Origin of the sequence: Litorimonas sp. WD9-15, from assembly GCF_050271975.1 — a bacterium.
Classification (GTDB): Bacteria; Pseudomonadota; Alphaproteobacteria; order Caulobacterales; family Maricaulaceae; genus Litorimonas.
Genome location: NZ_CP189850.1, coordinates 263,274 through 275,872, shown reverse-complemented (window position 1 = coordinate 275,872; position 12,599 = coordinate 263,274). Strand labels below are relative to the sequence as shown.

Genomic DNA, 12,599 nt, shown 5'->3' with positions numbered 1-12,599 from the left:
CTATTTTCGTCCCAAGTTCAAAACCTTCACCACCGTGTCGCCCATGGCGACAAGGCGGGAGAGGGTCGTGGAGGGAAGTGAGGACATCTTCACGTACCAACGGTCCATCGTGGCCGTGAATTCTTGCATTTCGCGCAAGCGTTTGATCTGCTCATCCGTCACGCGCACGTCGCCCGCCGCGGCAGCGAGGCAGTCATTCAGGGTGTCCAAAGCGGGGTCGATTTCGCGCGCCTTGCGAACGGCGGCAATATGTTTCGCGACCTGCCAGACATCGGTCTCCGCGATGAAGTGATCTCGGCGGTCACCCGGAATGGGGTGTTTGCGAATGACCTTATAGGTCAGAAGCTCTTTCAAGCTGTTGCTGACATTGCTCCGCGCCACGCCGAGTTGGGTTTGGATGTCCTCGGCATTGAGCGGTGCTTCACTGAGGTAAAGCAACGCGTGAATTTGAGCGACGGTGCGGTTCACGCCCCACGTTCCGCCCATATCCCCCCAATGAAGGACGAAACGCTCGACGGCGGCAGGTAGTGCTTTATTATCAGTAATTTCTGTCATGACAGAAATATAAGTAGCGGGAGGTGTTTTGTAAAGGGCCGGAGAGATTATTTCGAGAGACGGCTTCGCGCTGACTCTCCTTGAAACGCTCATACCCGTCTTTGCGACACTTGCAGCTTTCAGATTTTAAGGCGTTGTTAACCGAAGCTCTTAGGTGAAGGTTCAATCAATTCTCTTATGGGCTCTTCATGGGTTGGGAATACCACATGAGACGTAAGGCGCTTGGTGCCGTTGCGGCACTCGGACTGAGTGCGGCTGTCGGTACAGTTGCGTCTGCTTCTGTCCTTGATAAACCGTTCTTCCGTGCCCATGCCGTTGTCATCGTCTTTGGCGCATCGGATTTTTCAGAAAATGGCGGTGTCGCGCCGGTGGTCTATGATTTCCATCTCTTGGATGACGCGACATCCGGAGAAGCCGCGCCGGATATCATTGGCGTGAACGGACGCACGATTAACTACAATTCCGGGCGCTATAACCCGATTTCCAGCGGCGAGGGGTCCGGCTGGGAATTGCAGGTCAATGGCGCGACTTTTGGCGGACAATTCACATCCGCAGGGCCGCATCAAACACTGGATGCCAATGACAGCTATAACGCGTTCGGGTTGGATGACGGCACGGATATCGACCTTTTGGGTGGCGGCGCGCGGGCATCACGGTTTTATGTCACATCCAACGTTGCGTTCGATATTTTCGGTGAAGCGTCAGCCTTGCAAGCCACCGGGGATTTTAGCGCCTTAGATTATTCGAATATCCGATATAGATTCCAATATGACGTCACGGGCGGTGGCGGTGCGAACCGATGGGGTCGAAATGCACAAGATCCCGGGGTTGGCGGCGACGGCGTCACATTTGGGGCGGGTCCGGGATTGCAAACGCTGGCTGGCTTGACCGGCGGCCCTGTCAAAGTATTTGATGGCGGACGTCGGACGGCCCGTAATAACGGCTCGATCATGACGCAAGCCGTCGGGTTCAGGTCGCGTTACAACCTGCGAGGTGCGGGCATTAATGGGAATAATTATGATTTTTCCCAAGGTGTCGGGACCTTGGCCGCCGATGTGACCTATACAATCTACACGCCTTAGCGTCCTAAACCTTACATTTTGTCCAGCCTAGGTTTCAAGCAACCCAAGCCCCAGTCTTAACCGTAATCAAAAAATACTTGATATATCATTCTTTTTTGAAAATGACTGGTTTTGGAACATGACACTCGCTTTTGCAGAGACTATAGATTTTGGAATGCCTCACCAGACACAGGAGAGTGCGATGACGACTGAACAGAGTCAGACTAAACGCCCATTAGGGTTTACCCCGTCCAAGAAATCTCTTAGTGCGGCAAAGCGAGATGCTCTATGGCTGGCTGCAATTGCAGAAAAGCAGGATGCCAAGGCTCTATCAGACCTCTTCGAAATCTATGGTCCCAAGCTGAAAGGCTGGCTGATGGCCCGCGGTGTTGGAAATGGCACGGCTGAAGATATTGTCCAGGACGTGATGATCAAAGTTTGGACAAAGGCGGAAATGTTCGATCCTGCCAAAGCCAGTTTTGCGACCTGGGTCTACCGGATGACCCGCAATAAATGGATAGATCATAAGCGTAAGCACGGTCGCATGGATGTGCGCGATCCGGAATTGATGAAGGTCATCGCGGATGACGAAGTTCCGTCGGCCGAAGCAAATTTCATGAGCCAAGAGAGCACGGATATTCTTCGCGCCCAGATCGCGCTCCTGACCGAAGCCCAGCAAATGGCCATCCGTATGGCTTTTATCGAATTTAAAACCCACAAGCAGATAAGCGCCGAAACCGGCCTGCCGCTTGGCACTGTCAAAACCCGCATACGATCCGCGATACAGGCCCTCAAGGTCAACATGGCGCGTCAGCGGGAGAAAGTGTTGTGAGCGCGCCGATCCGGATTTCCCAAGACCTCCTGTTTCGGACAATAAATGATCGCGATGACGCGATCACGGATTATGCCGCCGGAAACCTCTCGCCTGCTCGTTACGCGTTGATGTCCTGCGCCGTAGAGCTCAATCCTGATTTAGCAGAGTCTGCGATGTTTCAAACGGAATTAGCGGCCTGTCTCATCAATGAGATACGTCCTGTTCCGCTATCTCCACTTCTGATTGGCGAAACGCTTGCAAAGCTTTCATATCGGGAGGCGGATGAGGTGCAAAACGTGGCTGCGAATGATCATGTTTCGCGCCAAACACGCGTGGCGCCCAGACCCCTTCGTGACTTGATGGGGGGAACCGGGCTGCGAGATATTCAGTGGAAATCCCTCATTCCCGGCATGGCCATTCATGACGTACTCGGGAATCGCCGTACTGAAGAAGGTGACCGCCTTTACCTGCTAAAAGCCAAAGGCGGCATGCGCATGCCGGAACATTCGCATAATGGTGAAGAATGGACGCTTATTCTCAACGGGGCCTACACGGTCGAAGGCCGCACGTTCAGACGTGGTGATCTTCATATTGAAGACGAGACCAAAACACATTCCCCGACCATTGAGGAAGGCGAAGATTGTATCTGTCTCGTGATGACAGAGGGCCCGTTAGTGATGAAAAGCTGGCTGCCTAAACTAATACAGAAGGTTGTCGGAATTTAAAATGCGGCGCGTTAATCGCGTCGTTTTGGAAATGACCTAGACAAAGCTCTGTTTTACCGCTTAAGTTGTATCTATAGCTTAGGAAATCTAAGCTAAATTGGTAAGCACGGGGCGCGTGTAACATGACACTTATATATAAAGAGGACCTCCCGCAGGTTATACTTGCAGGACTAGGTCCATTAATCCTCATGGCGGCTGCGATATTGGAGCAGTTTAGTTCCCTGAATTCATTTTTAATATGGGGGGCGTCTGGATTCTTATTTGTCGAAATAACTATGTTCTGCATAATCACGTGCATCATCCGATGTTTGTGAAAAGAAGCTGGAATAGGGTCTTCAATATTATATTCGGCCTGAGCGCCGGTATGCCGGCGGGAAATTGGAAGATCATGCATGTGCACGGTCACCATGTTGAACATAAGAAACAGGCCCTAAAGGGTAGGCCTTATATTGAGAGATTTATTATACCGATAATACGCAGGACGATTTATGGGCTTTTATTAAATACGCGATACGTAACACTATTCCCCAAATGACGATTCCAATCTGTGAATTAATCAGAATGAGTTTTGGTTCGGGACCGCGGCGGCAATATGGACGATACTATCTTTTGGATTATTTCGTCATTTTGATGTTCTTGACGGGGATCGCGATTCTCTCTCTTAAGAGCGCCATTATTATCCTGTCACTCTACGTCATCATTACCTTCTTTTCCCTGCGAACCGATTACTCCACCCATATTGGCGAGAAATCCAATGGTGACATAGCTTTTGCCAATAATTGTCGGGATAAAGTTTTCAACCGGTTTTTCTGGAATTTTGGCTACCATGTCGGGCATCATATAAAGCCGTCCACGCATTGGACAGAACTGCCCGCCTATGAAGCGTCTTTGGGTGTGACTTTGCAAGACGATAATATCCAGACGAATAGTTTCAACTTCTTCGGTCTCTTGATGCCGCCATTTCTGAACTGGAGTTCGGCCAAGTTCGCTAAATGCCCCTGAGAGGATCAGCCAAACGCATCATAATGATGCGTAATGGCGATCGTGATTTGACGCACGAGATCCTTGGCACGGTCGAGCGGTTTGATGACTTCATCCGCGATATGTTCGAACCCACCGCCCGAGACGGGCTCGCCGGTTTTCTCCGAAAGGGCCATTGTCCATTCCAGCGGCGCGGTCTTGGCGGGATAGCGTTCGCGCAGATCCTCAATAATCTCATTAATCTGGAACGTCTGCATCCGCTGCAGCGCGGAGAGACGGGATGTGGCTTCATCAGAAACAACCGGCAGTTCCGTCATGAGGATCATCATCTTCATAATGACGGCCAAGCGCAGCGCATGGAGAATCATAAGGGAGTCGTCAGGTGTAAAGTCTGCCTCCGGGTCACATTGTTTCAGGAAGCGCAGACTGTCATACATGTCCAACCGCAGACGGTTGGACAGGTCCACAATTTGCGACCGCCATGTCGAGCTCTCCAACGTTTCCGCCACGACCAGTGATTTATGCGCAAGCATTGGCTCCGCACCGGATAGGGCGCGGGAAATCCAGAACCCTGGATCGAAGAGGCGACCATAGCCCGTTAGAACGGACAGGTTCGTCCGACCCATTGTCGTCATAACAAGGCCGAAAATAGATTTTGCCCGCGCAGACTCTTTATAAAGCGCTTCAAACTTTTCGGGATCAATCCCGGCGGCTCGACCCACGCCGTAGAAGATATTCGCGGGCGTGCCAAATTGCTGCAGGATCGCATTATGCGGAATGGCCCGCAGGAGGCGCGGGTTGAACATATCCGCCCCCGATCCCGGCTTGGCGCGTTTCGCGGCGCGACTGCCCGTCGGGATGAGCATATTTTGCCCCAACCCGCCCAAAAGTCCGACATAATTCGGATCGGAATAGAGGGCGTCCTGCTCTGACCCAATCGTGCGGTAGACGTCCCACGAGAAATCTTTTTCCGTATAGAACGGGTCATTCGCGACATCTGACCTGTCTGCATAGCGTCCGCCAATGAGGGAGAAAACGGTCGCATTCGCGAGAGCTTCCGTCTGGAACCAAAGATAACCATCCCCGCCCTGAAAACTCGTCTCATGGCAGAGGTGCAGGTCACGCTTTTCAAATTGCGCAATGGCCCAGGGGCTCATCGCGTAGTCGAGGCGTTGTTCAATCGTGCCGGGATGACCGCCGCGCCCCAAACCTTCGCCATGGGTGTTAAAGACGAGTGCTGTCACATCATCCATCTCGTAACGCGCCATCTCGCGGGCAAAATGGGATTGCAGCCGCTCAATCGCGAGGGTCGCTGGAATCTGTCCCATGAACCGACCCGCATCGGAAAAGCCTGTTTGTATAGCGAAGACACCGCGCGCGCGGATGTAATCGCGATAGACATCATTTTCGAGCATCTTCCCGATAATCCGGCCACCATTATTCAACGCGTCTGCTGTTTCAAAGAGCGGCGATATATCCAACTTATCCGCAACCCCGTAACGGCGTGCGAGATAGAGCACGGAGAGCGGGACGAGCGCGTCTTCGGTTTCCGCAATCAAGAGGCGGATGGGGGCGGCCCCATCAATATATTTCTGCATCTGCGCGATGAGGATCATCTTCTCATGCGCGGTGGAGCTTTCGAGGGCGAGGGAGGCAAAGTTAACGGTTTGCGGTTTGACATTTTGCGTCATCTCCGTCGCGCGTTTCAAAACTGTGCGCGTGTCAGAGGAGCTTTCCGTCAGGCCGAATATCCCCTTGACGCCGGACATGACGTGACGGGCATTGAGGCGGAAATGGATGCGCGCCGTGCCGAGGCCGAAGGCTTCCATAGACGCGCGGAGGCAGAGCAGGTCGCGACGAACAGAATCATCTGGTGCGCCCTTGATGACGGTTTCCAACAGCGGTTGGAGGGTGGAGAGATCGGTGAAGCGACGCGGGGATTGACGCGTCAGATTATTCGCGGCCGCGACGAGATTATCGGGATTATCTAGGTCTTTCTCAAACAGTTTCAAATCACGTTCGGCAGAAGCCAAACCGTCCTTGATCCGGTCAACCATCTTGTCCAGTGCGGACTCAGACTCTGATTTGAAATTCCCACCAGAGGCAATATTCGCCGCCAGCTCAGCGTAACGCGCAAGTTGGTCGCGTTTCTCGGACAGGCGTAAACGCAGCGCGTCACCCCAAGAAATATCGGTCCGTCCGTCAATATCATACCCGACCCAGCTATAAGCATCGACGAGATGTGGTGTCAGAGTCGTCCAGTGTTTCGGAAAATGTTTCGCGGCCACGTCCAGAACGGTCGCGTTCAGCGCATCCATTGCGGATTGAATGCGGGTCAGGGTTGCTTGCGTGTCCTCATGCTCCTCGATCAGGGTCGGCGCGCGTTTTGGCAGGTAAGGATGCGTTTTGAGCGTATCTTCCGCCGTGCTAAAATCTCTGTCAGCCGACGCGATTTCACCGAGCGTATTCCGGATATCACGGGACAGGGAGAAGGTCGGATGCGCCGTCAGCACAATGCCCTGACCGGGCGTTTCCGCCCATGTCTTGAAGGCTTCGAACCCTTTCGCGGCCTGAGCTTCCGCAATCTCTGTAATACGAGACTTCAGCGCGTCAAACCGGTCCGCGCCCGCCCGTTGGCGCAGTCGCCGGATGCGAGAAATCGCGCCTCGATCAGACGCGGTTTTGACGAGCATGGTGATATCACCAAAGGAAATACTGCGCTCTTCCACAGCCTTTGAAATATCATAGGCGAGAAGTTTGACGGGATTGGCCTGCGGGTCGGAAGCGACCGCCTGCTTATGCCCGTCTAACAATGTTTCGAGTTTGCTTTGCAGCTCTTCTGTGCTCATCCGTTTGATGTGACTATCTCCTTAGAGGAATTTCGCCATGACCGCCGCCGTGTCCAGCATCCGGTTGGAGAAACCCCATTCATTGTCATACCAGCTCAACACGCGGACCATCTTCTCGCCCATGACAACGGTCTCGCCCAAAACAAGGGACGAGGAGTGCGGGTCATGGTTGAAATCGATTGAGACGGTTTTGTCGTGAACGACCTGCAGCACGCCCTTCAGAGGACCGTCAGCGGCCTTTTGGAAAGCGGCGTTGATGGCTTCGACAGATGCGGTTTTTTCCGAATTGATAACGAGATCAACGACGGACACATTCGGCGTCGGGACGCGAATAGCCTTGCCGTCCAGCTTCCCTTTGAGCTCCGGCAGGACGAGGCCAATGGCTTTCGCTGCACCGGTCGAGGTCGGGATCATGGAGAGCGCAGCCGCGCGACCCCGGTTGAAATCTTTGCGGTGGACGCCGTCCAAAGTTGGCTGATCGCCCGTATAGGCGTGAACTGTCGTCATGAAACCCGTCTCGATCCCGAGGAGATCGTTTAGGACTTTCGCGACGGGGGCGAGGGCATTGGTTGTGCAGGATCCGTTGGAGACGACAATATCGTCTTTCGTCAACTCGTCATGGTTCACACCGTAAACGATTGTCTTATCCGCATTTGCGCCGGGCGCGGAAATTAAGACGCGTTTCGCGCCCGCTGCCAGATGTTTCGCCGCCGCCTCGCGCGCTGTGAAAATACCCGTACATTCCAGCACGATATCGACGTTATTGTCGGCCCAGTTCTGGTCTTCCAGATTGCGAATGGCAGTGACTTCGATATCGTTCCCGCCGAGATTGAGGCTGGTCTCCGTGAAGCTGATCTTTCCGGGAAAGCGCCCATGAACGGAATCATATTTTAAAAGGTGGGCGAGGTTCTCTGTGGAGGACAGGTCATTGATCGCCACAACTTCCATGTCGTCTCGGCCCTGCTCAATCAGCGCACGTAATACATTGCGGCCAATGCGCCCAAATCCATTGATGGCTAGTCTCGTGGTCATCGTTTCACTTCCTTGAAATGCTGCTATTTTATGACAGCGCTGTCAGTTCGCTTGCACTTAGCAGTCGTTCAGCATTAGATAAAGACAGGAGTTCATTATGGCTAGGTCTATTGTTTCGAGAACTCCAAATTTGAGACTGCAAAAGAAATTGTTCCTCTAAAAGCCGCGAATTTGTGCACTTTGCCTTGTTTCGTGCGTAGCTATGATATGCGTGACGCAACCCAACAGATACCGACCGATAGAGCTTCCCTCATTGCGGAGGTCAGGCAGCTTTCCCCGAATCTGTCCGCGGACGACACGACAGTCTCCTCCATTAGGGGCGGACGGGCGGCGGCGAAGGCTCGATTGAAGACATTGGACCCCGCGGAATATGGAAAGACCCGCAATCATCTGGACGGGGCGGTGACGCAGCTCTCCCCCTATATCCGTCACGGCGTGATGGGCGCGGATGAAGTCCGCGATCAAGCGCTGGAACTGGCCTCCTGCAAGACGGCGGAAAAATTTATCCAGCAATTGACATGGCGGGATTATTGGCAACGCCTTTACCGCGAACATCCGGATCATATCTGGAATGATGTCGAGGATTATAAGACAGGGTTCGGGCCGGAGGATTATGCCGATGACTTGCCCGAGGATATAGCAGCGGGCGAAACGGGCGTTGCCTGTATCGACCAATTTATCGATCAGCTCCTCACGACGGGCTATCTGCACAACCATGCGCGGCTCTATCTGGCAGGATATATCTGTCACTGGCGACGCGTGAAGTGGCAGGCAGGCGCGGCGTGGTTCCTCTCGCACCTACTTGACGGAGACCCCGCCTCGAATAATCTGTCATGGCAATGGGTCGCCAGCACATTCTCGCACAAGCCTTATTACTATAATCTCGACAATGTCGAAAAATTCAGCGGTCCGGATATTGATACGGCCTTCAAGCGCAATAAACCGTTGGCCGGCACATATGAAGATTTGCGCAAGCGGCTTTTCCCGAATGGAGATTTCCAATGAGCGTCATTTGGATACATGAGGACGCGATAACGCTGGACCATCCGGCTGTGACGATGGCGGGCGAGGGAGCGGAGATCATATTCATCTGGGATACGGAAAGACATGATGAAAAAGCCTATTCTCTGAAGCGGCGCGTCTTTATTTATGAATGCGCATTGGACCTCGGCGTGAAAATCATGGCGGGTCATCCTTATAATGTCTTGCGCGAATTGGTTGGCGAACAGACTATTTATACCGCGTGGTCACCTGACCCTGATTACCGCGAGATTATTGCCGATCTCCGCGATACGCATGAGGTCAAGGTCATCGAAGCCCCAGGCCTCGTGAGTGTACCGGATGATGTCGATACAAAACGGTTCTTCCGCTTCTGGAACCGCGCCAAGAAATCCGCCATGACGCCGTCCCATCAGGTTCTGGAGTCGGAAACAGCATGACAATTGCGATTATCGGCGCTGGCGTGGCGGGACTCTCGGCGGCACGTGAACTCCGCGCGAACGGTATTGATGTCCGCCTCTTCGATAAATCACGCGGGGTCAGCGGGCGCATGTCCACGCGCTATGCTGGCGCGTGGGAGTTTGATCACGGCGCGCAATATTTAACCGTGCAGGACGAAGATTTCCGCGCCGAAATTGACCGCACGATAGAGGCGGGATCATGCGCCCCTTGGGCTGCCCGTGCGCTCTATCTGAAAACGGGAGAATTAAGTTCTGACACGGGTCGCGACCGCTATGTCGGAACACCGCGCATGAACAGCCTGCCGAAATTCTGGGCAGAGGGTCTCAATATAGAGCTCAGCCGTCGCGTTAGTAAAGTCACACGGGGTGAAACTTGGACATTAGAATTTGAAGACGGGTCGGTCGAAACGGGTTTTGATGGCGTTATCTCGACATTGCCGCCTGCGCAGGCTCAACTGGTTTTACCTGATGACTTCAAACAAATGGAGACCGTGAAATCCGCAGAGATGAATGTCTGTTTCACCCTGATGATCGGGTTAAATGCGCCCGTTGATCCGGGTTGGGACACACTTCGCGTGAAAGACCTGCCGATTGACTGGATTAGTATGAACCATGCCAAGCCCGGACGATCACAGGATGTCGGCACAGTTGTTGTGACGAGCGAGCCGGACTGGTCCAACACGCATCAGGATGCGGACCGCGAATGGGTGCAGGACGTGATGTTGAAATCCGCGTCGGCCCTGATCGGGATGCCGTTACAGGACTCGCCTCATCTCGCGCTCCATCGCTGGCTCTATGCCTCGAATAAAACCTCACCCGACGTGGACTGTCTCATCGGGGACGGGATTGTGGCTTGCGGCGATTGGTGCCTTGGCGGTCGCGTGCAGGGTGCATGGTTATCAGGTCGGGCGGCTGCGCGCGTTTTTGTGTAATGCTGGCGGTGGACGATGGGTCTGACCTGCCCTATATCGCCGCCATGACTAAGACCGAAATATATGCCCAAACTGCCCGCGAGATTGAGGCGGTATTAGAGGGTGAAACGAATGTCGTCGCGCGTATGGCGACCGTCTCCTGTCTCCTCCATCAGGCTTTTGATGATTATTTCTGGACGGGATTTTATGTCGTTGATCCGGAAAAATCCGAAGAACTCGTAGTCGGTCCCTATCAGGGCACGCTAGGCTGTCTGCGCATTCCCTTCAGCCGCGGAGTCTGCGGTGCGGCGGCGCGGACGGGCGAGGTCCAGATTGTCCAAGACGTCCACGCCTTCCCCGGTCATATCGCCTGTGACGCCCGCAGCCAGAGCGAGATCGTCGTGCCGGTCTACGCGCCGGACGGAAAGCTCTTCGCCGTTTTTGACGTGGACTCGACGGAGGTCGGCAGCTTTGACGCGGCGGACGCGGAAGGTTTGAAGACGATTTTAGATAAGGTGATTATTTAATATCTCTCTTCAAAGAGGGGAAACTCTCAGACCAAATCCGCGATCTTATCCAGTTTCCCGCCGAGGGGCTGGGACTTGCGGCCTTCTTTCAGGCGGCGCGAAATCGTCTCAAATACTGCGTCGATACTGGAGTCGGACTCAATATCATCATGCAGTGTTTCCGGTGCGAATCCGGCCTTGATCATGTCGTCCAAAACCTCGACCAGTTTGTCCCAGAACCCTGTATCACTCAGGAAAACAATGGGTTTGTCGTGTAGGTTCAGCCGTTGCCAACTCATGACCTCAATGACTTCTTCCAATGTGCCGACGCCACCCGGCAGGACGACAAACGCATCGGCCAGATCAAACATACGGATTTTACGCGCATGCATATCATCGACAAATTCATGCTCAATATCCGGAATCGTCCGCTCAATCGCATTGAGAAAATGCGGGATGACGCCAATGACGTTCGCGCCACCATCCCGCGCTGCGCGGGCCGTCGCCCCCATCAGGCCCAGTCCGCCGCCGCCATAAACGAGCTTGTGCCCGCGTGCGGCTATGGCTGTGCCCAGCTCAGTCGCGAGCGCCAAATGCGCGGGATCTTCGCCCGGTGAGGAGCCACAAAAAACACAAATCGTCAGGGAAGCTGTTTCAGTCATGAGCGGGATTTCATTTGAAGAGAAGATATCTGGTGTTACACCCTGTCCTTAGGAGAGATTTCACGTCGTGCAAATACCCGCAAAAGAAAGATTAAAACGTCGTCAGCGTAAACGGCTGATTTGGATCGCGATTGCGGGGATTGCGCTGGCGGCTATTCTCCTCCTCGCTATACAGATTAGCGGGGCGCTGGGCCCAGATTCTGGTGAAATCGTGGATAATCCTGTGACGTCGCAGACTGAACGCATTGGCGTCCGCCCCGCCAGTTTTCGCCAGATCAGTGAGTTCCGTGAAAATGGTGTCGCGCGACTGCGCGTCGCCGGTGAAGCGGAACCCGGTTCAGTCGTTGTCATAACAAATAGAGGCGAACGCCTACGGCAGGTCCGCACGAATGAACTGGGCCAGTGGGGTCTAACCGTGAATGTCGGGGCCGAGCCCGTTGTCTTGGAAGCTCAACTTTATACAACAGAAGACGCCCCCGGTATCCGGTCAGAGGAAGCCGTATTCCGTCTGCCCGTCCCGACCGGCGATGATGTGGCAACTGCGAATTTTATCACACCCGCCCTCATCATGGTAACGGCCCCCGGCAGTCCGACACGGATTATTCAATCCCCTTTTGGCGGCGCGCCGACCTCCGGCCCGCTCTCGCTTTCTGTGATTGATTATGATGATGCGGGCGGCGTTATTATTACGGGGACGAGTTCTGTGCCGGGACGTGTCCGGTTTTACGCGCAAAATAATGTGATTGGGGAAACGGGCATCGGTGTGGGCGGCCGTTGGAATTATATTGCCGGACGGATGCTGCCGCGCGGACAATGGGAAATCCGGGCCGAGCTCATCCCCGCGGTCGGAGCTCCGGATGCACCTTTGGAAACCGCGAGTGTGTCCGTGCCCTTCGCGCTGTTGCCACCTCTGCGTAATGCGGATGATGAGAGCGGAGCGCTGTCTGTAAATTTTCAGCCGCTTTACTGGCAGGTCCGCCGGACACTGATTGGCGGCGGCGGGCAATCCACTGTCGTCTTTTCGCCGGACGCGACGGAGTAGA

General features: G+C 54.1%; 14 protein-coding genes. 10 read left to right on the top strand and 4 right to left on the bottom strand.

Translation table 11 applies throughout. From position 1 onward, the window contains the following. A complete protein-coding gene (locus ACP9M6_RS01315; protein WP_427452755.1) occupies nt 1–555 on the bottom strand; it encodes a GbsR/MarR family transcriptional regulator in 555 nt (184 codons plus the stop codon). 206 nt (nt 556–761) lie between these two features. Here ACP9M6_RS01315 and ACP9M6_RS01310 point away from each other — a divergent pair, with 206 nt between their 5' ends. From ACP9M6_RS01310 to ACP9M6_RS01290, 5 genes are all read left to right on the top strand, one after another. After that, nucleotides 762–1,637 carry a hypothetical protein gene (locus ACP9M6_RS01310; protein WP_427452753.1) on the top strand — a complete coding sequence of 292 codons (876 nt, stop codon included), beginning with the start codon at nt 762–764 and terminating at the stop codon, nt 1,635–1,637. A gap of 181 nt (nt 1,638–1,818) precedes the next feature. Next, nucleotides 1,819–2,448 carry a sigma-70 family RNA polymerase sigma factor gene (locus ACP9M6_RS01305; protein WP_427452751.1) on the top strand — a complete coding sequence of 210 codons (630 nt, stop codon included), beginning with the start codon at nt 1,819–1,821 and terminating at the stop codon, nt 2,446–2,448. Next, complete coding sequence (locus tag ACP9M6_RS01300) at nt 2,445–3,155, top strand: ChrR family anti-sigma-E factor (protein WP_427452749.1); 711 nt, start codon at nt 2,445–2,447, stop codon at nt 3,153–3,155. Before ACP9M6_RS01305 ends, ACP9M6_RS01300 begins: the two co-directional genes overlap by 4 nt. 238 nt (nt 3,156–3,393) lie before the next feature. Then, nucleotides 3,394–3,690, top strand: coding sequence for a fatty acid desaturase (locus tag ACP9M6_RS01295; protein WP_427452747.1), 297 nt, complete (start codon nt 3,394–3,396; stop codon nt 3,688–3,690). Between the two features lie 26 nt (nt 3,691–3,716). Beyond that, on the top strand, nt 3,717–4,157 hold the full coding sequence (locus tag ACP9M6_RS01290; protein ID WP_427452746.1) for a fatty acid desaturase: 441 nt from the start codon (nt 3,717–3,719) through the stop codon (nt 4,155–4,157). Nucleotides 4,158–4,162: 5 nt separating this feature from the next. On the opposite strand, the gene ACP9M6_RS01285 is transcribed toward ACP9M6_RS01290, so the two are convergent. Together ACP9M6_RS01285 and gap are read right to left on the bottom strand one after the other, a co-directional pair. Continuing rightward, entirely contained in the window at nt 4,163–6,985 is a 2,823-nt protein-coding gene (locus ACP9M6_RS01285; RefSeq protein WP_427452744.1) for a phosphoenolpyruvate carboxylase, read from the bottom strand. A gap of 21 nt (nt 6,986–7,006) precedes the next feature. Next, nucleotides 7,007–8,017: a type I glyceraldehyde-3-phosphate dehydrogenase gene (gene gap, locus ACP9M6_RS01280; RefSeq protein WP_427452742.1), complete on the bottom strand. Its 1,011-nt coding sequence runs from the start codon at nt 8,015–8,017 to the stop codon at nt 7,007–7,009. A gap of 207 nt (nt 8,018–8,224) precedes the next feature. On the opposite strand from gap, the gene ACP9M6_RS01275 reads away from it, so the two are divergent. Genes ACP9M6_RS01275 through ACP9M6_RS01260 form a run of 4 tightly spaced genes read left to right on the top strand, consistent with a single transcriptional unit; the run spans nt 8,225 to nt 10,915 of the window. After that, nucleotides 8,225–9,022, top strand: a complete 798-nt coding sequence (locus ACP9M6_RS01275) for an FAD-binding domain-containing protein (RefSeq protein WP_427452740.1) — start codon at nt 8,225–8,227, stop codon at nt 9,020–9,022. Next, the gene (locus ACP9M6_RS01270; RefSeq protein ID WP_427452738.1) at nt 9,019–9,456 is read left to right on the top strand and encodes a hypothetical protein; all 438 of its coding nucleotides are present in this window, start codon (nt 9,019–9,021) and stop codon (nt 9,454–9,456) included. The genes ACP9M6_RS01275 and ACP9M6_RS01270 overlap by 4 nt, the downstream gene beginning before the upstream one ends. Continuing rightward, complete coding sequence (locus ACP9M6_RS01265) at nt 9,453–10,409, top strand: NAD(P)/FAD-dependent oxidoreductase (protein ID WP_427452737.1); 957 nt, start codon at nt 9,453–9,455, stop codon at nt 10,407–10,409. Before ACP9M6_RS01270 ends, ACP9M6_RS01265 begins: the two co-directional genes overlap by 4 nt. 44 nt (nt 10,410–10,453) lie before the next feature. Further along, complete coding sequence (locus tag ACP9M6_RS01260) at nt 10,454–10,915, top strand: GAF domain-containing protein (protein WP_427452735.1); 462 nt, start codon at nt 10,454–10,456, stop codon at nt 10,913–10,915. 26 nt (nt 10,916–10,941) lie between these two features. Here the strand turns inward: ACP9M6_RS01260 and ACP9M6_RS01255 are convergent, their stop codons facing one another. Then, the gene (locus ACP9M6_RS01255; protein WP_427452733.1) at nt 10,942–11,556 is read right to left on the bottom strand and encodes a TIGR00730 family Rossman fold protein; all 615 of its coding nucleotides are present in this window, start codon (nt 11,554–11,556) and stop codon (nt 10,942–10,944) included. Between the two features lie 67 nt (nt 11,557–11,623). Between ACP9M6_RS01255 and ACP9M6_RS01250 the strand changes: the two genes are divergently transcribed. Then, nucleotides 11,624–12,598: a hypothetical protein gene (locus ACP9M6_RS01250; RefSeq protein WP_427452731.1), complete on the top strand. Its 975-nt coding sequence runs from the start codon at nt 11,624–11,626 to the stop codon at nt 12,596–12,598. Nucleotide 12,599: the final 1 nt, after the last annotated feature.